This window comes from Moorena sp. SIO3E8 (assembly GCF_010692445.1).
Classification (GTDB): domain Bacteria; phylum Cyanobacteriota; class Cyanobacteriia; order Cyanobacteriales; family Coleofasciculaceae; genus Moorena; species Moorena bouillonii.
The window spans coordinates 95,134-117,414 of the sequence record NZ_JAAHHM010000018.1 but is presented as its reverse complement, the minus strand read 5'-3'; the positions used below and the strand labels follow the sequence as shown (position 1 = coordinate 117,414).

The window sequence follows — 22,281 nt, the reverse complement described above, 5'->3', positions numbered from 1 at the left end:
ACCCTCCCAATCTTAATACTTGAGCACTTGCAATCCTGGATTGCTCAAGTTGAAAATGATAATGACGAAGCATAGCCAATGTAACTCAGGAGATAGATGTGAGTCAAGACTTTGATTACGATTTATTGATTATCGGTGCTGGTGTAGGGGGTCATGGTGCTGCCTTACACGCAGTTAGCTGTGGTCTGAAAACCGCTATTATTGAAGCCGCTGACATGGGCGGAACTTGTGTCAACCGGGGCTGCATCCCTTCTAAAGCTCTATTAGCCGCATCAGGTAGAGTGCGAGAGCTACAGGACGCTCATCACCTCAATGCCCTTGGGATTACAGTAGCAGGGGTTGAGTTTGACCGAAATGCGATCGCAAATCATGCCAGCAATCTAGTCAGTAAAATTCGTGGTGACCTGACCAACAGCCTAAAACGCTTGGGTGTGGATATTATTAAAGGCTGGGGTAAAGTAGCTGGACATCAAAAAGTAACCGTTGCTACAGACAATGGCGAAAAAACTATCACTGGCAAAGATATTATGATATCCGCTGGTTCAATTCCCTTTGTACCCCCAGGAATTGAGATTGATGGCAAAACCGTGTTTACCAGCGATGATGCCATCAAACTAGAATGGCTGCCAGATTGGGTAGCAATCGTGGGCAGTGGTTACATTGGTCTAGAGTTTGCTGATGTCTACACAGCACTAGGGTCTGAAATCACCATGATAGAAGCCCTAGACGACCTGATGCCAACCTTTGACCCTGATATTGCCAAACTAGCCACACGCATCCTGATCAAACCTCGGGACATTGAAACCCACACTGGGGTGCTAGCGATGAAAGTAACTCCCGGTTCCCCGGTAGTAATTGAACTAGCAGATACCAAAACCAAGGAAGTAGTCGATGTGCTCGAAGTCGATGCTTGCCTGGTCGCTACAGGTCGGATTCCCGCCACCAAAGACCTAGGACTAGATGCCGTAGGAGTGGAAACAGACCGGCGCGGTTTTATTCCCGTAGATGACACCATGGCAGTACTTTCAGCAGGGGAACCCGTACCTCATCTTTGGGCAATTGGTGATGCCACTGGGAAAATGATGTTAGCCCATGCCGCATCCGCTCAAGGTATTGTCGCAGTAGAGAATATCTGTGGACGTCAGCGCACTGTGGACTACCGCAGCATACCCGCAGCCGCCTTTACCCATCCAGAAATCAGCTACGTCGGCCTAAGCGAACCACAAGCCAAAAAATTGGCCTCCGAAGAAGGCTTTGAAGTATCCATTGTAAAATCATACTTTAAGGGGAATTCTAAAGCGATCGCAGAAGGAGAAGCAGATGGGGTAGCGAAAGTGATCTACCGTAAAGATACCGGGGAAGTCCTAGGAGTCCACATCCTAGGTATCCACGCCTCCGACTTAATTCACGAAGCCTCAAATGCGATCGCAAACAGACAATCGGTCAACTCCCTCGCCTACTTAGTCCATGCTCACCCCACTCTGTCAGAAGTACTCGACGAAGCTTACAAACGAGCTGTAACTCATTAGTCAAAATCCTTTGTTAATTGCTAATTAACAAAGGATTTTGGAACTGACGCACTGAGAAACTGACGCACTGAGGGACTGACGCACTCACTATATAAAACTACTGATGCAAATTCGCCGACGCCCACCTAATCCAGCAGTTAAAATCCAAACCCTGCACTATCAAGTTGCACTACCAGACGATAAACCCCACCATATTCTCGAAGAAATTGTCTGGCACAAAGAGAAAGAAATTGACCAGATGCGGGAAAGTCTGCCCCTAGTGGAGTTGCGTAAGCGAGTACAAACAGCACCACCCCCCCGAGACTTTCTAGCAGCCCTAAAATCAGGAAAGACTAGCCCTGCCCTGATTGCAGAAATCAAAAAAGCATCTCCTAGCAAAGGGGTTATTCGAGAAGATTTTGACCCAGTAGCCATTGCTCAGTCATACAGCCAGGGTGGTGCTAGTGCGATCTCAGTGCTGACAGATCAAAAATTCTTTCAGGGTAGTTGGGAAAACCTGGCAAAAGTTCGTGCTGCTGTAGACCTGCCTTTGCTGTGTAAGGAGTTCATCATCTATCCCTACCAAATGTACATGGCTCGTAGTCACGGAGCAGATGCAGTTTTACTGATTGCAGCCATCCTTTCCGATCAAGACCTGCAATACTTTATCAAAATTGCTAAGACTCTGTCGATCACTCCCTTGATCGAAGTCCATACCCAATCTGAATTAGATCGAGTATTATCTCTCGATGGAGTTACCCTAGTAGGTATAAACAATCGTAACTTGGAAGATTTTTCCGTCGATTTACAAACAACCTGTCAATTACTAGCAGCAAGGGCTAACCAACTACTCGAACGTGGCATTCTGGTAGTCAGTGAATCAGGGCTTCATACCAACGCTCACCTTGATCAGGTAGCATCTGCCGGAGCCACAGCCGTCCTCATTGGTGAGTCATTGGTAAAACAGCCAGACCCAGCAGTTGCTATTGCCAGCTTGTTTAGCCATCAGTGACCCATAGCCCAAAAAAATAGTCAATTTTGATGGCAGACTCCGACTCACCGAGGTACAGCAAATTTCATGGATCCAATTCCCCTTCCATCTTATATTCACTACGAACTGCTGCTCCAACTGCTAGAGCGCCAAACAGCATTTGCTACCAGTCAAAACCCCCAATTGCGACAGCAGGTTCATCAATTGATCAGTACTCTGCGTAAAGCCCTAGTTCAGCAGAAGCAGTTAGAACAAAGCTGTCAGCGAGCCAACTTGCCAATGGAGTATCGCTGGTCTCTCAACAGCGTCAAATTGGATGCCCATAACTCAAAAAATGGTTTACCGGATTCAGCAGGAAGACTCCCCCATTAAATAGTCAACAAATTGTCAACTTCATAAAAAAAAACTAAGAAATTTAGTCAGAGTATCTCATTTGAGCCAATATATTTTGAGATTGTTACCTACTCCTGAGGAGCGTTACTCCCACTGTGGGCATCAATAACACATGCTCGCTATGGCTCCGAACTAAAGAGTGTCCTAACTGCAGGGTGTCAATATACACAGACTTGAAGGCAAGTTTAAATCTAGCGCGGCTGGTTTGGTCGTGTAAGCATGCTTGGGCATAACCGCTCCCATGCTCCGGTGGTGAAACCCCAAATTAACCCCTAAATTAACCTTGAATTTCAGGTTTTGTCCGGTAAGGTCCAAGACTGAATCGGTCAGTTCAGAGTAACTAACCAATCATCAGATCACAACAACCCTAGATACCAAGACTAACTAAAGATGGAAGACAAGCTCAAACTAATGATTCCTGGCCCCACGCCAGTACCAGAACAAGTATTACTGGCCATGGCCAAACACCCGATCGGACACCGTAGTCCCGAATTTAGCGAAATCATGGCAGAGGTCAATGAAAACCTCAAATGGCTACACCAGACCAAAAATGATGTCTTGACTGTAACCGCTAGCGGTACCGGAGTCATGGAAGCTGGCATTATTAACTTCCTCAGTGCAGGCGATCGCGTTTTAGTTGGTTCTAATGGTAAATTTGGCGATCGTTGGGGAAAAATCAGTACTGCTTTTGGTCTGGAAGTGGACACCATTACCGCTGAGTGGGGTAAGCCCCTAGATCCGGAGCAGTTTCGTGAAAAGCTAGAAGCTGATACCGAAAAGCAAATCAAAGCCGTAATCGTTACCCACTCTGAAACCTCTACTGGCGTTCTCAACGACTTAGAAACCATAAATCGTTACGTCAAAGACCACGGCGAAGCCCTAATTATTGTTGATGCCGTTACCAGCCTTGGAGCAGTCAATGTACCCATTGATGAGTGGGGTCTCGATGTAGTAGGCTCTGGTTCCCAGAAGGGATACATGATTCCCCCAGGACTAGGATTTGTCAGTGTTAGTCCTAAAGCTTGGGAAGCCTACAAAACCGCTACCCTGCCCAAGTTTTATCTAGATTTAGGGACTTACAAGAAATCTACAGCTAAAAACAGCAATCCCTTTACCCCGCCAGTGAACCTAGTCATTGCCCTACAGGCTGCACTGCGCATGATGCAAAGAGAAGGGTTAGAATCGATATTTTCCCGTCACCAGCTTCTGATGCAAGCAACCCGCGCCGCTGTCAAAGCCCTATCATTACCTTTGTTTGGTTCTGATGAGTATGCTAGCCCAGCCGCCACTGCAGTTATTCCCACATCAGTAGAGTCCGAACAAATTCGTTCTGTGATGAAAAAACGCTATAACATTGCTCTAGCTGGGGGACAAGACCACTATAAAGGAAAAATATTCCGCATTGGTCACTTAGGTTTTGTCAGTGAGCAAGATATTCTTGCTGTCATTGGTGCTCTCGAAGCCACCCTTCAGGAATTGGGACACCAATCCATGACACCAGGAGCAGGTATTGCTGCTGCTGCTAGTGTCTTTGCCAAGAGCTGATTAACAGTTGAAGGTTGAAGGTTGAAGGTTGAAGGTTGACGGTTGACGGTTGACGGTTGACGGTTGACGGTTGACGGTTGACGGTTGACGGTTGAAGGTTGACGGTTGACGGTTGACTGTGCTCTGCGGTAAATGGTCAACCGTCAACTCCTAATATTGACACTCCCCGGTCATTAGACGCGGGGATTCGTTAAGAGTCCACAAACGAATTCTTACAGGCGTAGTCAAAGCGCCCCTACTGAGTTCTGTCAGTTTACAAGTCTGACAGTTCCCGCTACTTCACTTTTTTTTCAAAAGTATGCTTTCCGGATACTACCACTCAGCCAGTTCGGTACGCTCTGCGATCTGCAATTGTTTACCCGTTCACAAGAGGATTAACGCGATGTAATCGTTGAGGGTCGGTATTTCTCCGGTACTAGACTCGCTTCATTGCGTAGGCGTCTGTCCTTACTCGCATCTTTATTCTACACCTTTATAAGGCCGCGATTAGCTGCTCGTGTCGCGTTTCCTAGAAGTTGACCTAGAATAGGGCAGCCTTATTACACGAGTTTTAACCCTTTTTTGCATAGCCTGCCGACCATAAAGGCTGCCCTATTCTAGGATTCGGCTCCGCCCCGGATTGAAATCACGGGGCTACCACGCTCCCGCGCTTTTTACGTGTTTTTAATTTTTTATCAAACTTTCCCCAACTAAGTTCGCCGTTCACGTAGTGTCGGCTTAGCCGAGCATGGGCGAATTAGTGCTAATTGAGTTCAATACCACGATCAGATCCCAATTCTCAATTCCGACCCAATCACATACCCAATCACATACCCAATCATATAGTTTTCCTGATCAGTACCAAATCCTGAGGAGTTAAGTAAAGAGTTTTGGCTCTTCCATAAGAGATCATCCTAAATAACCGGCCAAATCTGTTATCCCCTTATTGGGAAAAAGGATTGCACTTGAGCAAAAGATTTTTAACTCTCAAAGCAATGCCCAGTAAACCTTTCACCATAAGTTAAATTCCATTTACCATAACAAGTTAGGAAGAGCCGAAGGGTTTAACTGGTCTTCGGTAAAATAAAATACATGGGTGATGTAAGCTTACCCCTGGCTGAAGCACGGGGGCAAAAGCACCCGACTCAGAGCAGTGGTTTTCAGTAGCCCTAAGCTTCACTCAACGCGCCCACAATCGATTTGAATTGATGGTAAGGGTTAAGGCTTGAACCTCAAGGTCGGCTTACTCAAAGGATAAAACACCTTTGCTTCTACAACCGAGACAATTCCCGGACGACCCCTTATTTGTTTGCGTATCTCGCGCCGATACTAGACCGGCAATAGCCGTTTCTCTGTTTTGAGAGTGTCTTGTGCCTTGTTTTGGTCTGAAATTAAGTATAACATTAGGCGGTGAAAACCGTTTCTCCTTTGGAGACGCTGCGCGAAAGTGTCGTTTTTCCGACCCGGTCATTAGACGCGGGGCGTGTCCTACTCCCGTCTTTCTTCGTGAGGGTATGCAAAAGCCAATGTTTGAAACAGCTGAACAATTTCCTGTCTTGGGGTTACCCGTTCACCTTTTAGACAACTACAGTCACTACTTAGACGATCGTCTCACCAAAGGTCTAGGTAGTCATGTAGTAACTCTAAATGCCGAAATGGCAATCCAGGGAGAGCGCAACCCTGAGCTAGCTGCCGTTATCAAGCAGGCAGAATTGGTGATTCCTGATGGGGCAGGTATTATATTTTACTTACGACTTCACGGTAAAAAAAAGCAGCGCTGTCCAGGAATTGAACTAGCTCAGTCTTTACTGGTCAAGGCTGGACAATACGGAGAATCTTGCCCAGTATTTTTCTATGGGGCAGCCCCTCATGTAGTCCAAAAAACAGCTAGGGTTTGGCAGAAGAGAGTTCCAAAATTAGCGATCGCTGGAATTAGTGATGGCTACCTCAGTGCAGAAGCAGAGGAAGACTTAAAGCTCACCTTAAAAGAACAACAGCCTAAAATCATACTAGTCGGCTTAGGTGTACCACGTCAAGAATTTTGGATTGCCCAGAATCGCCACCTGTGTCCCCAATCCACTTGGATTGGTGTTGGTGGTAGCTTTGATATCTGGTCAGGGGCTAAAACCCGTGCGCCAGCCTGGTTCCGGAAGAATAATCTCGAATGGTTATATCGGTTGTATCAAGAACCTCACCGTTGGCGGCGAATGATGGTTCTGCCTCAGTTTGCTCTCAAAGCTTTAGGTCAAAGAATGATGGTTCTGCCTAAGTTTGCTCTCAAAGCCTTAGGTCAAAGAATGGCATAATCTAATCCCTCATCAATAGAGGTGCAACTATTAGCCTTATAGCTCTCTAAACCTTGTCAAACATTATCCATTATTTTATAATCAAATAAGTTAGTAACTTGTTTAACTTCGGAACACTACCGCCCAACGAAGAACTAAAAGCTTTGGCAGCTGGTCGTAAGTTAAGCGACGTAAAATAATGGACTGAGTGAAGTTACAGTGCGGTTTGAGAGTAGGCAGAAGAGCCTCCATTAATAAAAATAGCGCAATGCTTTTGGCATTGCTTTGTCGGCAACAACCATTAGTTAAAACTAATGCTATACCATCGTCCTATCTGCTTGTGAGTAGGTTTGTACAGGTTAAATGTTGCACCTGAATCAATACACCTGACAACATGAGTATTGTCGAGTATTATCTTGATGCGATCGCATAAGCGCGGAAGCTTTGCTTCATCGCCAAAGGCGATTGGCCGTAGGCCACGCTACGCGAACGCTCGTTGGGGAGCGGCTGTGTGCTAAGGCTTGCCTCAGCACCTTCTCAGCCTCGTGGAATACCAGTCCCTCATCTGACTCCCCATTTCCCCATTTCCCCATCTCCCCATCTCCCCATCTCCCCATCTCCCCATCTCCCCATCTCCCCATCTCCCCATCTCCCCACACTTCCCTATCTTTCCCTAATCCCTAATGACCCAGAAAGCGATAATCCAATTACAAGGAGTCACAACAACCTATCCCAACAACCGAGGTTTGTTTAACGTCAATCTAGAAGTCAAGTCAGGGGACTTTTTATTTATCACAGGGCCTTCTGGTGCTGGTAAATCCACATTGCTAAAATTACTCTATGGTGAACAGCGTCCCACCGAAGGGAAAGTATTTGTCGATCAAATCAATGTTGGGCAATTACGAGGCGATCGCTTGTCATTCCTACGCCGTCGCCTGGGGATTGTTTTTCAGGACTACAAACTAATTCCCAAGCGCACTGTTTCAGAGAATATCGCTTTTGTGCTGTGGGCACAGAGTTTTACTCGCAAAGAAATTAAGCGACGGCTAACACCAACCCTTAAATTAGTGGGTTTGCAAGACAAAGCTAACTGTTTTCCAGAGCAACTTTCAGGAGGAGAACAACAACGGGTAAGTCTAGCTCGTGCCATTGTTAGTACACCGCCGTTGATATTAGCTGATGAGCCAACAGGTAACCTCGATCCCGACAATTCCTGGCAGGTATTAAACATTCTCAGGAAACTCAATCACCTAGGCACTACAGTTATTGTCACAACTCATGATGAAAACTTAGTCAGAATCTCCAATCAGCCAGTAGTACAGCTGCGAGAAGGTCGTTTGTATTCGCCTTTTTAGAAGCCAATAGCTTTGATCGCCCTTATTATTTACAGTATTTTTTTAAACTGATTCTCTTTCAAAAAAACTTTTTGTTTATTATTGCCTTTTGCCTTTTGCCTTTTGCCTTTTGCCTTAAAAAACTAAGGAATGTTCCTCACAATTTGCTGATAATTGCTATAGTTTACGATTACGATTTGTTTGCTGGTTGCCCTAACCCTACCCAAATCATACATTAAAATCATACATTATGGGTGAGCACTGGGCTCAAGGATTGTTGTTGAATTTTCTTAGCACTCTCGGTCAGTCCTGCTCTGACTTGTTGGTATTCAGACTCAAGCTGCGGAAAAATTTCCGCTGCTCCAGTGATGGTTTTCGACCTCCCCAGACTTTCCAAGTCCTGACACAGTTTGGAGAGATTTATCCCCCCTAGGGTAGCGCTACTAGACTTTAATGTGTGAGCCGCAATTTCCATGGCTTTTGGATCTTCTTCAATAATTGCTTGAGCCATGTTTTTTACTAACCTCGGAGTATCTTTTAAGTAAATTTCAATCAAACCAACCAAGCATTCCGCCCCCCCTTCTCCGATACTGTCGATCAAGGATTGCAAAACCGAAAAGTCAACAGCTGGATCAGCTAGTACTTGGTTGGGAGGTTCACGATGGTGCCGACCTTGACTCAAGGCACGGACTAACTCTGGTACCTGGATCGGCTTGCTAATGTAATCATCCATTCCTGCACTCAGGCACATTTCTCGATCCCCTTCCATGGCATTAGCAGTCATGGCAATAATCCAGGGGCGTGAATGAGCTGGCCATTGTTCACAAATCTGTTGCGTCGCAGTTAAGCCATCCATTTCCGGCATCTGGACATCCATCAAAACCAAGTCATAGGGCTGACGACTAAGAGCTTGGAGTACTTCTAATCCATTCCCCGCCACATCAGCCCGGTACCCCATCCGTTTCAACAGTTGCAGGGCTAACTGCTGGTTAACCATATTATCTTCAGCCAACAAAATACGCAAAGGATGCTTTTGCGCCATTTCAGTGTCAAGTTTTAGGTGTTGAGCAGGTGTGCGCTTAATCTTGATCGGCTGTCCGCTCATCACCTGGGTCAAAACATCGTAAAGCTGAGATTGCTTAATAGGCTTGTTTAAGACAGCTGCAATATCTAGCTGACTCTGATGATGCTTTGTATCTGATTGACTCATTGAGCTCAGCATTACCAAGGGCAATCCTTGACCCTCAGACTGCTGGCGGATTTTGGTTGCTAGGGTAAAACCATCCATCTCAGGCATCAACCCATCCAGAATGGCAATGTCAAATTTATCCCCCTGACTGAGCCAATCGAGAGCTTCTCTACCTGATGCTGCTGTCTGGGTAAACATACCCCAAGACTTGGCTTGCTCGGAGATAATCGTACGGTTGGTTGCACTATCATCCACAATCAGCAGCCGCTTTCCTTCTAACAATGGCTGAGATACTGGCAGGTTAGGTTCCTCGAGCGGATCAGGCTGTTTAGCCAATACAGTGAAATAAAATTTAGACCCTTGACCAACTTGACTCTCTACCCAAATCTTGCCACCCATCATGGTGGTGAGCCGTTGACAAATGGCCAAACCAAGACCTGTGCCTCCATATTGGCGAGATGTGGAGGAATCCACCTGAGAAAAAGACTGGAACAGGCGGTCGATCCGATCCTCAGGAATGCCGATGCCAGTATCCTTGACCACAAATTGGATTTCGTAGATTGAAGATTGGGTGGAAGCAGGACAAAATCTGGTGGTGTTAGGGTTGCGGGAGGAAATCTGGGGGTGAGGCGGTGAAAATACTCTCGTGTTGTCTCTCGTGTTGTTCTGTATTCCGTTAGCTCCCCTGACCCCGTTGATATACCCCGTCTGGTCAAATCCTCCTTGTAAAGTGTAGTCCTTTCCATTGGCTAGAGTAGGGAAACTCAAAGAGTAATGTTTTCCGTAGTCAGGACCAGACGCCAAAGGGTAGGAGTAGTTAGCAGTATTGGTTTGTTCTTTTTCTTTGCCATCAACCCATTCCCCTGTGCTCACTTCTCGGGCGGTTACAGAAAGTAATACTTCCCCGATATCGGTGAATTTAATCGCATTCCCCAACAAATTAACTAGAATTTGGCGCAGCCGAGTCACATCTCCCACAATCATGGGTGGAGTGTTGGGATGGAATAGATAGGCTAACTCCAATTTTTTCTCAGCTGCTTTTGCTGCCAACAAGTCTAAGGATTCCTCAATGCAAGTGATCAAATTAAACGGTTGTTCTTCTAACTCCAGCTTTCCAGACTCAATTTTGGAAAAATCCAAAATATCATTAATGATGGTGAGTAAACTATCCCCACTATTGCGGATCGTTTCCACAAAGTTTCGTTGCTGGGACGTTAGATCTGTATCCAGTAGCAAACCTGTCATGCCAATCACAGCATTCATAGGAGTGCGGATTTCATGGCTCATAGTTGCTAGAAATTCGCTTTTTGCCTGAGTGGCCGCTTCGGCAGTTCTTCTAGCTTGCTCTAGGGCGAAATTTTGCTCAGTCAATTGCTCTCGTTGGCGGGTTTCTTGCTCAAGCAGGTGAGCCTGAGCAATAGCAATCCCTACTTGGTCAGCCACGGCTTCGAGTAACTCAATTTCATCCAGACTCCACTGACGAAATTCATCACACTGATGTATTCCAATCACACCATTCGGTTCCCCCTGATAGGAAGTACGAATTACCAACATGGATTTGACTCCAATCTGCCGACATATTGGGAGGATCGGTTTCAGAAGGGGATCTTGGTAAACATTAGGGGAACTGATGGCTCGGTCTTGGACTAACAACTGCTCTAAATGAGGATTCCCCAGAATCGGAATTTCTAAATCCAGTATCGATAGATAACCCTTTTCTAAATACTCAGCCACTGTAGGAATGCGGGGATAGGGTTGGGAAACATAGGTATGAATGGTGCAACGATTGACCTGAAACACTTGACCAATTTGTGTGGCGGTGGTCTGAAAAATTTGTTTAGTGTTTAAACTTTGGCGGATTTCTTGGGTAACCTGTTTGAGTAGCATCACACGAGTCAGTTGCTGGTGTAATGCTTGCTCGGCTTGCTTTTGCTCAGATACATCAATCGATACACTTAATACCGCTGGCATGTGGGAAATTGCTAAGGAGAAGGGAATTTTGGTAGTTTGGATGATACGCTTTTCTCCATCGGGATAGATGATCGTCTCTTCTGGAAGGTGTGTCGGTTCTCCACTCTCCAATACCTGCAAATCCGCCTCTCTAAACTCGAAGGATTTTAAGAATGATTGAGCAAAATCTTCGTCCCGATGATATAGTAAATCATCTACTGTTGTACCATAAGCTTCCGCAACTGCTTTGTTGGCTAGAAGAAACTCTCCATCTCGGTTCTTGGCGTAAATGAAATGAGGCACTAAATCAATCACTTGACGCAGTTGTTTCTCACTTTCTTTCAGATGTGAATCGCTTAATTTACGATTTGTAATATCTCGGATAGTGCCAGAAGTTCCTGTGATAGTACTGTCAGGATCTAGGGTTAATTGTGCATGAATTTCCAGCCAGCCCGAGCCGCCATCCTTGGTAAGATACCTTAGTTCCTGCTGATAATACTCCTGTTTGTGGGTAATTAGGGATTGAAACAATTCAATATTAGTTTGACGGTCATCAGCATGGAGATAATCAATAAAGTTAGTACCAATGCTATCTGCTATAGAAAATCCCGTCATTTCTGTCCAAGTTGGATTGAGAAAAGTCAACACCCCAACCCCATCGGTTTGGAAAATAACCTCTTGCACATTTTCCACCACTGACCGATACTGCTCCTCTCTCTCCAGCAAGGCCAGTTCAACTCGCTTGCGTTCGGTAATGTCTTCAACAGAGCCTTCGTAGTAGAGCAAATTTCCATTAGTGTCTCGGACAGGGCGCACATTTTCCAAAATCGAGATTACACTACCATCTTTGCGGTAAGCCTGAGCCTCAATGGATGATACAGCGCCATTTTCCGCTAGCAAGTCAGTAAACTCGTTACGACCCTCAGTGTCCACATAAATTTGTTTTGAAACGTTCGTGATTGACTCTACTAGTTCTTCTGGGCAAGAATAGCCATAGATCCGTGCTAAGGCTGGATTGGCACTAATAAAGCGCCCATCCGGTGTAATCTGATAGATGCCCTCTACTGAATTCTCAAAGATGCTGCGGTAATTCGCTTCAGCTTGCTGCAGTGCTTCCTCGGCTCGCTTACGATTGGTGATATCACTAAAGGTACAAATGACTTGCTCTACTGACCCATCCACCCCCACCTGGGGATCGGCATTCACTAGTAACCATACCCAATCTTTCGTCGCTTGATTGTGGACACCCATAACCACATTTCTTACCAGTTTACGGGTGCTAATTGCCTGTTGGATAGGACGACTTTCAGTGGGGAATGGAGTGGTGTCTTCGTGAATGATAGTCCAATCTGAACCAAAAGGACTTTTATCCAACAATTCACTTTCGCTGAAGCCCAGTATATCCAGAGCCGCCTGATTAAAGAGCATGAATTCAGTTTTTGCCTCGAATAGCAACACCCCTACCTGCATTTCTCGAATCACTGTCCGGAATAGCCTTTCGCTTTCTTGCAATGCTTCTTGTCTAAGAGCTTGCAGTGCTTTATTCGTTTTCTGCTCGTAATTTGAGGCAAGTAAGGTGAGGCTGAAGATGATTAGGTTAGTTATCCCTATGGTGCTTGTTACTACCGAAGTATTTAATGTCGCAGAAAACCCAGTGTCTAATGGTGGATTAACGGGAAACTTGGCTGCCATCATGGTTGTATAGTGTACAGAGGTAATGGCTAATCCCAGGATCACTGCCCAGCAAACCTTCCACCCATGAAGGACTTTTCCGGTTCCTACCCCCACATCAAAGGATAGCCACAAGATGAAAAATGATGTCAAGCTGGCTATAACAACGGATAGGGCAACAAAAAAGAGGTTGTAGTGAATCAGCCCTGGTATTCTCATGGCAGCGATGAGCACGTAGGGTATCGATGCGATCGCTAATCCCATTACCATACTGCCCACCATTAACTGTCTGAGGTTGGTGATGCGGCTGACACTATAGAGTACGGCACCAGATATTAGCACTGCTACCCAGTAAGAAAGCAGTACCATTGGCGTATCATAAGTGATAGGGGTGGGGAAGCGGAATGCTAGCATTCCCAAAAAGTGTATTGACCAGATCCCAATTCCCATGATCATTGCCCCACCGATCAGCCAACCTTTACGGTTAGTCTTTTGTGAGGTTTTTACTTGTCTAGCTAGAATCAGCACCGTATAGGTCACAATCGAGGCGATAGCAATGCATAGAACAACTAACTGTAGGTCATAGAGACCACTCATTGCTCTATCTGTATCGCTAATTGGGACAGTTTCTATGAGAAAATTGAGCCAGACCAAAACCATTGAGTAGGGCATACCGAGATATTATCTCCCAGACCCTCTAGGGGCCATTTTGATATATTTCTTACGAAAATTGTCTTGTAATTATAAATATATGTCTTGAATTTACACAATTTTGATGAATTAATTTACCGTATAAATACGGATTTTTACTATAGCTATATCCTGAAATTTACCGAATCTAATCTATTGGTTGAATCAGAAAGCACCAAATTTAAAACTCGGTAATTGTAATTGCATAGATTTTTTGAGCTACCAAATAATTATCAACAGAGGTAAAGATAAGTGGATTTATCCATACCTAATTGAATTTTTGATAATCATCATTGGGTGTATACCGTACAAACAACTACTTTGGTAAGCAGTCAGCCGTCAGCCGTCAGCCGTCAGCCGTCAGCCTAATGCTGACGTAAATCAGATTAAACCAATGCTTACCTGTTTGATTCAAAAGCTGTCAGCTAATGTCAGGCAACCCCTGATCAATAAACAGAGTACGAATTTTTTCGTCAATTAACAGTTAATAGTTAATACTTAAAAGTTAATAGTGAACCTGACGTAAGTCTTGTAAAACTGGGTGTAGTGGGTCATAAACTCGTTCAGAATTTTCTTGAATGACCCGGTGAATGGGAACAACCTCCACCACGCAGTTAGTGTATGCGATCGCATCCAACTGTCTTACCAACTCGGGTGACCAAGGTTCCTCACAAACTCTCTGATTTTGGCAAGTCAGCCACTCAATTAAATGCGATCGCATCACACCTGGTAAAATTCCAGCTTCCACTGGTGGTGTCCACCACTGACCATCTCCCCATCCCCATAAGTTACCTGTGCTAGTTTCCAGCCAATTCCCGTAATTATCTACCAGAATCGCTTCGAGTGCTCCCATATTTTGCGCCATTTGCTTCGCCAGCCATGGAGATAGGTAATTCCCGGTCTTGTGAGTAGGTAAGCAGCGATGAAATTTTACGGAGGGGGACTCGGCTACCCAAGCAGTGATACCCTGTTCTTGCCACTGGGCTAAATGTGCTGGCAGAGGACGACCCATAATCAATTCTCGTCCATCGGGGAATAGGGTAATTCTCAGCACTGGGTAAAGGGTGATCAGTGATTGTGCTCCTTGGCGCAATTGCTCCCAATCCGGCTGTTGCCAACCAAATGCTTGTAGACTCGATTGGAGGCGATGGCAATGATTAGTCCAATGGGTTAGTGGGTGATCTAATGACTGATCGTAAACCCGTAGGGTAGTAAAAACTGTAGCGCCATATATAAATCCTGGCTCATCAATGGTCAGGCTCAGGGAGTTGCCCTCAATTAGCTCGGCATTGTACCAGAAGCAAGGTTTTGACATCGCTCTTATAGTAATTAACCAGAATTGCGATTATAATCTGCTTTTCCTCTTCGAGCGGTTTGTCTAGAACGGATGGTATACTGACCATGAATGTTGACCAAGTAGGGAACTATATAGGTTAAACCCCCTGAAATCCATCGCTCTCGATTCATCTGTCCTTGTAGGAGAGCAGAACCATGGTTGATCACAAACAGAACTGAGCCAACCACCAAAGCCACCCTCAGCGCAGTTGGCATCAATTCGCGATCAACAACACTTAGACAGAAATCTTTTAGAGGTTTCACCCTGTAGCTATCTAGGAAGCTGTTAACGATACAATTTTACCTAACTGATGTTTTTTTTTGGCGGTTGACTCTTAATTACTAGAAATTACAACACTGAAAGCCCCGTATCTTTAGAGCGGGGATGAAAGTGCCCAGCGACTTTAGTCGCCGTGAGAAAAATCTTGGCTAGTACTTGACATTTTTATAAGAAATTGTTTATATAAAAATATATCCTTTGCGTAGCGTAACCGTTCGCGTAGCGTGACCGTTGGTCAAGGTTAAGGAGGTCGATATTCGGTGATTATTCTAGAGTTCAAAGCCAAAGGCCAAGAGTCTCAATATTCAGCCATAGACGAAGCTATCCGGACTGTTAAGTTTATCCGAAATAGCTGCATCCGTTTGTGGCTAGATAATAAAGGGACAGGGAAAAGCGACCTTAGTCGGTACTCAAAAATACTGGCAAAAGAGTTCCCTTTTGCCAATGAATTAAACTCTACTGCTCGTCAGGCTGCGTCTGAGAGGGCATGGTCATCGATTGTTCGCTTCTACGATAATTGCCAGAAAAAAGTCCCAGGCAAGAAGGGTTTTCCAAGGTTCCAAAAACTTGCTCGGTCTGTCGAATACAAGAAGTCAGGATGGAAATTATCTCCTGACAAAAAGTCTATAACCTTCACAGACAAAAAAGGGATTGGAAAGCTTAAGCTCAAAGGCACCTGGGAGTTGTGGCGCTTCGACAAGAAGCAAATTAATCGGGTTCGGATAGTCAAGCGAGCTGATGGGTACTACGTTCAATTCTGCGTTGCAGTTAACGTGAAAGAGGAAGTAGAGCACACAGGCGAGATGGTTGGCCTAGATGTAGGAATCAAAGAGTTCTACACAGACTCCAATGGTCATTCTGAACCCAATCCCCGATTCTACAGAAAAGGGGAGAAACGTTTAAAGTTTTATCAGCGCCGGGTTTCTCGGAAAAAGAAAGGCTCATCCAATCGCAAAAAAGCGGTTAATAGGCTAAGTAGACAGCATCTTAAAATAAGTAGGCAGCGTCAAGAACATGCAAAGAGACTTGCACGTTGCGTAATCCGATCTAACGATCTGGTCGCCTACGAAGATTTAAGAGTTAAAAATCTGGTAAAAAATCACTGTCTCGCCAAGTCTATTAACGACGCAGGTTGGTATCAATTCAGGAAATGGCTGGAACATTTTGGAACTAAATTTGACAGGATAACTGTTGCAGTAAATCCTGCCTATACTAGTCAAAACTGTTCTGAATGTGGTGAGGTAGTCAAGAAATCCCTTTCTACTAGGACTCATGTCTGTGAATGCGGATGTGAACTTGATAGAGACCACAACGCCGCCATCAACATCCGCAATAGAGCCATAAGTACGACGGGGCACGTCGGAACTTGGATTATTAATCCGAACGCTTCAGGAGATTTGGCCTCTACTGTTCTTGATTCCGGTCAGGTTCAGCAAGTCGAGTCGATGAATGAAGAATCCCCGCGTCTAATGACCGGGGAGTGTCAACCAATTAGCTAACGTCTCAACAAAAAAAACGGATGACAATTACCCTGAATAAAAATCTCCCCCATCTCCCCACCTCCCTATCTCCCCCTCTCCCCACCCTCCACACACTTCCTTTAGTTATAGATTTACCACAAAAAGATACACCCTCTTAAGCCCTTACTGGGAGACCCTCCTCACTACGCGATCGCTGAGTTTTCAGCAAAGAAATATTAGTAGTTAACAAGAAACTGGCAAAGCTAGCAATAGCAATAATTGGAAGAATCGAGGTATCAGACAGAACGCTAAGAATAACGGTACTACTGACCGGTGTTTTGGTGACCGCAACATTCACCGCTGCCATCAGGCAAAGCATAGCAATGGTGGGGTGAATTCCGGGTAAGGCGATGGAGATAGCTAAACCTAGATTAGCACCGATGAAAAATAGAGGAAAGATAAATCCGCCTCTAAACCCACCGTGGAGGGTAAAACTGATCGCAAACATTTTTGCCAAAGCAATCCCCAGTAACATGGTTACCCCCAAAGTGGGACCTTGTTCAATCACTGTTTCAATTTGCTCCTCACTAAAAAATAGGGTTTGGGGAAAGAATACAGCAATCAACCCGATCGATAATCCGCCTAGTGTAGCTAGCAAAATGTGCCGATGTTCAATCGATTTAATCCAAGACTTGGTAAAGCGAAAGATATAGATAAACACGATAGCTGCTAATCCACCAGCAACCCCGAGTAATCCACCCTCAATTAAATTTAGCCAGGACAGAGTAGGTAACGTATCAAAAAGGTTAAAGCGGTAAATTCCTCCCACATCTAAGCCAGTACCAAAGCGGAAAACAGAGAAGCTAAAAATTGACGCGACAATCGCTGGTACGATGGCTTCATAGTATTCCAGACTCCGGCGGTGGGGAATTTCTAGGGCAAACAATGCCCCCCCGATCGGCGCACCAAAAAAGGCACCAAGAGCAGCACTCATCCCGCAGAAGGTCAATATCCGGATATGGCTGATTGCTAGTTTAAGCTTGACTCCTAGCCAGCTACCTAAGCTACCATTAATCTGTACCAATGGTGCTTCTGGTCCAGCACTCCCTCCAGCGGTGATGGAAATTAGAGAGGTGACAATCATGCCAGGAGTTTGACGAGGCTCCATCCTGCCTGGATCGTGAACTTTTTCGATCACCAACGCCATTTCACCGGGTAACCCCAAGAAGTAGAGGGATAAGCCCACGAAAAACCCACCAATGGTAGTGGCAATCCACACATAATTCCAAGAAGGTAGCCAAGTCGGGAAATAGGGTTCTAGAAATTCCGGTAACCGATGCCAAACCAAATGCAAACACTGTTCTAGGACAAAATAGTAACTAGTTGCTACTAATCCGCCAGCAATACCAATCCCTGTAGCGCAGAGGATTAGTTGGGTATAGGCTAGCTTGACTTGTTTATTGTCCCGATCTGATTTTTCCGTCTGATTAGTCCTTTGATTTACCGATAACACTTCAGCCGTATCTGATGTCATTCTTGTCTTGACCCAGTTGTTTTTTACGAAAATTGGTTATTGCTTCATCATGGACAAAAATAACATAAATAGATAGAGTCACTATGTATGGAGTACATGAAAATAAATTTATTTTTACATTCCGTGTCAATCCCTCTTATTTTGAAATCCTTACTCGATATGAAACTGATATAATAAGTAATTTTGCTTATTATATTTGCCGTTTTGTCTGAGTAAGGCTTTTAGAATTTACATGGGTTTGCCCTGTTTTCACATCAATTTTTTTTTATGTTGATTTTGCATTAATTAAAACTATTTTTTGCATAAAGTAGTTTTCATAACGTTGAAAACTGAGTTATCATTAACAATGGAAACCCTAAATAAATAAGGGGTGATCGGTTAGGGGAATTTTGCCCTCGTCTAGTCTGATGGTTCAATACCTAATATTGCTTGAGGTAAGCCTGACAAGAGTTTGCCTGAGTCGCGGGTGTTGCTACAGACTACAACAAACCCTCCGAGTGCAACTCCTCTAATTGGTAAGCCAGATGCAGCAGCTAGTCCAGAACTGCTCGCTTCAAATTATTGGTCTAGCTGCAAAGCACTGGCATAAGCTTTTAGCTGTAAGCATTCAGCTAATGCGCTACGGGAACAGTTTTTGAAGAAAAGAGGCAAGGATTCGTTTCATGTGAGTTACTTCTACTGATGGGATTTTCCCCAGACTTTCAATTATGATTAATCTCGAACTATTAAATTCTCACGCTTAGAGGTTTATTTTAAGCTGACAGCTGACAGCTGTTCGCGTAGCGTGAGCTAAAAGCTCACGGCTGTCAGCTTACGTTTAGCATGAATATTTTTCATGTGCTTCTTCACTGTGCTGAGGGTAATGAATAGCTTAGCGGCAATGTCTTTATAGGAATAATTGACTCGACGCAGTAACCAGACTTCTGCTTCACGAGGAGTTAAACCATAGTGGTAAACTTCTGCAAGCACTAGATTTTGAATGGATTGATGTTGGTCTTCAAGAGTAACTAAAATACAAGGCTCTTTAGATAACTCTAATTTGAGCCATCGCACTCGAATCCGAACAGGAGTTGACTGACTCGTAGTAAGATGAGAATCTATAATAACTGCCTGAGAATGATAGGACTTAAAACTGTATTTCAAAGCTTGGCAGATACGCCAGATTTGTTTAGGCACCAAATTAGATTGTTTACTCTCTGGTGTGAGTTGATCCAACAGAAGGCGAGCAGATTCATTGGCATGAAGTATCTTTCCTTTTGTACTCAGAATCAAAATGCCATCAATAAATCCTTCCAGTATCCCTTGTAAAAAAACCTTATGTAACTGTTGTGCTTGAGTATTGGCTCTTTCTAAAGAGTTAGTGATAGTATTCATCTTGTAGACCTATTCTAAAAGAAGTTGGATAGTCTGTGGGGAGGCGATTTCCCACTGCTCAGTTTGGGGGAGCTAGGTCATGTGCTGCAAAGTGTAGTTAGTTGCTATTTTTAAGGGTCTTAATACTTATCAGGATTAAGCCTTAACGTTTATGCAGAATATCGCATTTTTGTAACAAAACTTAACTATATGGCGGAAGTCAAGCCTATCCCCTGAAGGGGTTTGCACAACATCGGGATAATTTATGAAGATGGAGATGGGGAAGATGGGGAAGATGGGAAAGATGGGAAAGAATCTACCCAAAGTCGGACTGACTTGTCTTACGTTTCAATCCCTTAAAATTGCTATAGTCTAAAAGGGAGTAGGGAGTAGGGAGTAGCGATGCAGCGCCGACCTGCGGGGGTTTACCCCACTCGCTATTGCATCAAGACGGGAGTAGGGAATATGGTATCAAAAATTATCACAATACCTACAGAAATACCTAGAGTTCAAAAATTGACTATTAGTAAAATCCAATGGACACAATTAAATTAGACTTGAATCCAATGATGACATTACGTGAAACCAGCAACCCTAAGATAGAACTGCGATCAGTATTCAAGCAGACATAATCTAATGACAGACCAGGTTTTAATCCTAGGAGGCAAAGGACGAATCGGGAACAGTGTAGCCCAAGACTTACTTGCCCATACTCAGGCGAAAATTACGATTACCGGACGTCAGGGTAAACTTGACCTAGCTTTGCCACAACAGTTACAGCCCCCCGTGCAGTTTCTCCCTCTAGACTTAGCTGATCAGGAGGGGTTAAAAAATGCGATCGCATCTCACAACCTAGTCATCCATTGTGCTGGTCCGTTTCTATACCGAGACGCTACTGTCCTAAACACTTGCATCGAACAAGGGGTTAACTATCTCGATGTCAGTGACAACCGTGCTTTTACCCGTAAAGCCTTAGCCTTCCGTGAACAAGCTACTGCTGCTGGTGTCACCGCTATTGTGAATTCTGGCATTTTTCCTGGTATCTCCAATAGCATGGTGCGTCACGATGTGGAACAGTTAGATGTTGCAGAACGGATTCACCTCAGCTATGTAGTTGCGGGTTCTGGTGGTGCTGGAGTGACGGTAATGCGTACTACTTTCCTGGGATTGCAAGAACCCTTTGAAGCTTGGATTAATAATCAGTGGCAAACCGTTAAACCTTATAGCCTACGGGAAACCATCCAATTCCCTGCTCCCTATGGTAAAGCTGGTGTCTACTGGTTTGATATGCCAGAAGCCTTGACCTTAGTGGACTCATTCCCCGTTAACACCGTCATCACTAAATTTGGCTCAGTTCCCGATTTTTATAATCATCTTACCTGGATAGCTGCCCACATCTTCCCCTCATCTTGGCTGAAAAATCCCGCTGGAATCGAGTTTTTGTCCCATGTCAGCCACATCATGACCGATGTAAGCGATCGCGTTAGTGGCATTGGTGTTGCAATTCGCTCAGAGGTTAGTGGTTACAAAGATGGTAAATCAGCCCGTGCTAGCTCCACCTTAGTCCATCAGAATACTGCTGTCGCTGCTGGGGTGGGTACTGGTAGTATTGCGGAACTGATGCTTACTGGTCAACTCAATAAACCGGGAGTTTGGCCAGTGGAACAAGCTCTGTGTACGCCGTTATTTGAGCAAATTATACAAAGTCGAGGACTTGAGATTAATACTGTTGAAGCTTGAGTGTTGATACCAAATCCGCTTTGATAATCCTCCTTTAACTGAGATATTACACCAGTACAAAAAACTTAATAATGGCAGTGATAAAAATCAATTTAAGTCCTCAAATAGTCAAATATTATCACTTTTACCTGTTCTGATATCCGCTGTGGCCTACCTTTACAGGTTAATTGTAAACTTGGTTTAAGATCTGAGTTTAACTCAAATCACAAGATTTACGCCGCAAATTTACGTTTTTGATCTGCTAAGAGTGAAATCTACTCAATATTAACTAGTCTTAGTGGAGTAAATCCCATGAAAAGTGTCCGTGTGGTAGTAACCGGAACTGTAGGAGCTGGCAAATCTACTTTTGTGAGAACAGCGAGTAATGTTGAAGCTGTGGAAATAGAACGTAAAGCCACCGACGAAATACTTCTGCTAAAGAAAAAAACTACCGTTGCCTTTGACTTTGGTAGCCTTACCTTTGGTAAAAATCTAAATGTTCACATCTACGGTACTCCTGGTCAATCTCGCTTTGACTTCATGTGGGATATTTTAATTCGTGAAGCTCACGCCTACATCGTACTTGTGCCGGTTCATCGACCCAGCAGTTTAAACCACTCTCGTGAGCTTCTGCTGTTTATGAAAGAGCGAGTAAATGTTCCCATGATTATTGGTTTAACCCATATGGATTGTCCAGGGGCAATGACCTCAGAGGAGATTATCAGAACTCTCGGTTATAGCAACCCTCACAATCAACCCGCAAGTGTGATAGTTAATCCCAATCAGCGAACCTCAGTGCTTGAGGCTTTGGTGCTTTTGATCGATCTCCTAGATTGCTAGACAAGTCAGTAGCTAGTGCCGTTCAACTCAAATAACTGACCAGCCCCTGTCAGGTCGAAACCCATAGCACAAAGGACGTTTGTCAGGGCGAAGCATTCGCACATAAATTCTTGGTTTGCTCCCACATTGGCTAGCCGAATACTTCGCCCCAAGGATTATCGTTTATAAGAATTGCCATCTTCTGTAATTTGTGTTTATAAAACTATACAAATCATTAATTAGCGT

General features: G+C 44.5%; 16 protein-coding genes. 9 read left to right on the top strand and 7 right to left on the bottom strand.

Annotation, left to right across the window (positions count from 1 at the left end):
- The first annotated feature begins 98 nt into the window (after positions 1–98).
- The 4 genes from lpdA to F6K46_RS09930 all read left to right on the top strand — a co-directional run bounded on the left by lpdA (position 99) and on the right by F6K46_RS09930 (position 4,437).
- Positions 99–1,529 (top strand): dihydrolipoyl dehydrogenase, encoded by a 1,431-nt coding sequence (gene lpdA, locus F6K46_RS09945; RefSeq protein WP_293051926.1) that lies wholly within the window; start codon positions 99–101, stop codon positions 1,527–1,529.
- A 100-nt stretch (positions 1,530–1,629) separates the two neighbouring features.
- A complete protein-coding gene (gene trpC / locus F6K46_RS09940; RefSeq protein WP_366510656.1) occupies positions 1,630–2,520 on the top strand; it encodes an indole-3-glycerol phosphate synthase TrpC in 891 nt (296 codons plus the stop codon).
- 66 nt (positions 2,521–2,586) lie between these two features.
- Positions 2,587–2,871 (top strand): DUF5340 domain-containing protein, encoded by a 285-nt coding sequence (locus F6K46_RS09935; protein WP_293051929.1) that lies wholly within the window; start codon positions 2,587–2,589, stop codon positions 2,869–2,871.
- Between the two features lie 411 nt (positions 2,872–3,282).
- Positions 3,283–4,437 carry an alanine--glyoxylate aminotransferase family protein gene (locus tag F6K46_RS09930; RefSeq protein ID WP_293051932.1) on the top strand — a complete coding sequence of 385 codons (1,155 nt, stop codon included), beginning with the start codon at positions 3,283–3,285 and terminating at the stop codon, positions 4,435–4,437.
- Here F6K46_RS09930 and F6K46_RS09925 read toward each other — a convergent pair whose 3' ends face one another.
- Positions 4,438–4,584, bottom strand: a complete 147-nt coding sequence (locus tag F6K46_RS09925; RefSeq protein ID WP_293051935.1) for a hypothetical protein — start codon at positions 4,582–4,584, stop codon at positions 4,438–4,440.
- Positions 4,585–5,942: 1,358 nt separating this feature from the next.
- On the opposite strand from F6K46_RS09925, the gene F6K46_RS09920 reads away from it, so the two are divergent.
- Positions 5,943–6,722, top strand: a complete 780-nt coding sequence (locus F6K46_RS09920; protein WP_293051938.1) for a WecB/TagA/CpsF family glycosyltransferase — start codon at positions 5,943–5,945, stop codon at positions 6,720–6,722.
- Between the two features lie 428 nt (positions 6,723–7,150).
- Here the strand turns inward: F6K46_RS09920 and F6K46_RS09915 are convergent, their stop codons facing one another.
- Positions 7,151–7,318 carry a hypothetical protein gene (locus F6K46_RS09915; RefSeq protein ID WP_293116974.1) on the bottom strand — a complete coding sequence of 56 codons (168 nt, stop codon included), beginning with the start codon at positions 7,316–7,318 and terminating at the stop codon, positions 7,151–7,153.
- A gap of 66 nt (positions 7,319–7,384) precedes the next feature.
- Here F6K46_RS09915 and ftsE point away from each other — a divergent pair, with 66 nt between their 5' ends.
- Positions 7,385–8,056, top strand: a complete 672-nt coding sequence (gene ftsE, locus F6K46_RS09910) for a cell division ATP-binding protein FtsE (RefSeq protein ID WP_293051944.1) — start codon at positions 7,385–7,387, stop codon at positions 8,054–8,056.
- A gap of 220 nt (positions 8,057–8,276) precedes the next feature.
- On the opposite strand, the gene F6K46_RS09905 is transcribed toward ftsE, so the two are convergent.
- The 3 genes from F6K46_RS09905 to nrtS all read right to left on the bottom strand — a co-directional run bounded on the left by F6K46_RS09905 (position 8,277) and on the right by nrtS (position 15,086).
- Positions 8,277–13,517 carry a PAS domain S-box protein gene (locus F6K46_RS09905; RefSeq protein WP_293051947.1) on the bottom strand — a complete coding sequence of 1,747 codons (5,241 nt, stop codon included), beginning with the start codon at positions 13,515–13,517 and terminating at the stop codon, positions 8,277–8,279.
- A 523-nt stretch (positions 13,518–14,040) separates the two neighbouring features.
- Positions 14,041–14,850: an aminotransferase class IV gene (locus F6K46_RS09900; RefSeq protein WP_293051950.1), complete on the bottom strand. Its 810-nt coding sequence runs from the start codon at positions 14,848–14,850 to the stop codon at positions 14,041–14,043.
- Positions 14,851–14,864: 14 nt separating this feature from the next.
- The gene (gene nrtS, locus F6K46_RS09895; RefSeq protein WP_075901506.1) at positions 14,865–15,086 is read right to left on the bottom strand and encodes a nitrate/nitrite transporter NrtS; all 222 of its coding nucleotides are present in this window, start codon (positions 15,084–15,086) and stop codon (positions 14,865–14,867) included.
- Between the two features lie 324 nt (positions 15,087–15,410).
- Between nrtS and F6K46_RS09890 the strand changes: the two genes are divergently transcribed.
- A complete protein-coding gene (locus F6K46_RS09890; RefSeq protein WP_075901508.1) occupies positions 15,411–16,649 on the top strand; it encodes an RNA-guided endonuclease TnpB family protein in 1,239 nt (412 codons plus the stop codon).
- Between the two features lie 136 nt (positions 16,650–16,785).
- Here F6K46_RS09890 and F6K46_RS09885 read toward each other — a convergent pair whose 3' ends face one another.
- A complete protein-coding gene (locus tag F6K46_RS09885) occupies positions 16,786–18,144 on the bottom strand; it encodes a chloride channel protein (RefSeq protein ID WP_293051954.1) in 1,359 nt (452 codons plus the stop codon).
- Between the two features lie 789 nt (positions 18,145–18,933).
- The gene (locus F6K46_RS09880) at positions 18,934–19,518 is read right to left on the bottom strand and encodes a helix-turn-helix transcriptional regulator (RefSeq protein WP_075901512.1); all 585 of its coding nucleotides are present in this window, start codon (positions 19,516–19,518) and stop codon (positions 18,934–18,936) included.
- A gap of 615 nt (positions 19,519–20,133) precedes the next feature.
- Between F6K46_RS09880 and F6K46_RS09875 the strand changes: the two genes are divergently transcribed.
- The gene (locus F6K46_RS09875) at positions 20,134–21,237 is read left to right on the top strand and encodes a saccharopine dehydrogenase NADP-binding domain-containing protein (protein ID WP_075901514.1); all 1,104 of its coding nucleotides are present in this window, start codon (positions 20,134–20,136) and stop codon (positions 21,235–21,237) included.
- A 252-nt stretch (positions 21,238–21,489) separates the two neighbouring features.
- Positions 21,490–22,056 (top strand): ATP/GTP-binding protein, encoded by a 567-nt coding sequence (locus F6K46_RS09870; RefSeq protein WP_364305769.1) that lies wholly within the window; start codon positions 21,490–21,492, stop codon positions 22,054–22,056.
- Positions 22,057–22,281: the final 225 nt, after the last annotated feature.

Bases quoted from the DNA above. Each gene is read 5' to 3' on its own strand.
- F6K46_RS09935 (WP_293051929.1), top strand. From the start codon at position 2,587: ATGGATCCAATTCCCCTTCCATCTTATATTCACTACGAACTGCTGCTC.
- F6K46_RS09930 (WP_293051932.1), top strand. From the start codon at position 3,283: ATGGAAGACAAGCTCAAACTAATGATTCCTGGCCCCACGCCAGTACCA.
- F6K46_RS09920 (WP_293051938.1), top strand. From the start codon at position 5,943: ATGTTTGAAACAGCTGAACAATTTCCTGTCTTGGGGTTACCCGTTCAC.
- F6K46_RS09915 (WP_293116974.1), bottom strand. From the start codon at position 7,318: ATGGGGAGATGGGGAGATGGGGAGATGGGGAAATGGGGAAATGGGGAG.
- ftsE (WP_293051944.1), top strand. From the start codon at position 7,385: ATGACCCAGAAAGCGATAATCCAATTACAAGGAGTCACAACAACCTAT.
- F6K46_RS09905 (WP_293051947.1), bottom strand. From the start codon at position 13,517: ATGCCCTACTCAATGGTTTTGGTCTGGCTCAATTTTCTCATAGAAACT.
- F6K46_RS09900 (WP_293051950.1), bottom strand. From the start codon at position 14,850: ATGTCAAAACCTTGCTTCTGGTACAATGCCGAGCTAATTGAGGGCAAC.
- nrtS (WP_075901506.1), bottom strand. From the start codon at position 15,086: ATGCCAACTGCGCTGAGGGTGGCTTTGGTGGTTGGCTCAGTTCTGTTT.
- F6K46_RS09885 (WP_293051954.1), bottom strand. From the start codon at position 18,144: ATGACATCAGATACGGCTGAAGTGTTATCGGTAAATCAAAGGACTAAT.
- F6K46_RS09880 (WP_075901512.1), bottom strand. From the start codon at position 19,518: ATGAATACTATCACTAACTCTTTAGAAAGAGCCAATACTCAAGCACAA.
- F6K46_RS09875 (WP_075901514.1), top strand. From the start codon at position 20,134: ATGACAGACCAGGTTTTAATCCTAGGAGGCAAAGGACGAATCGGGAAC.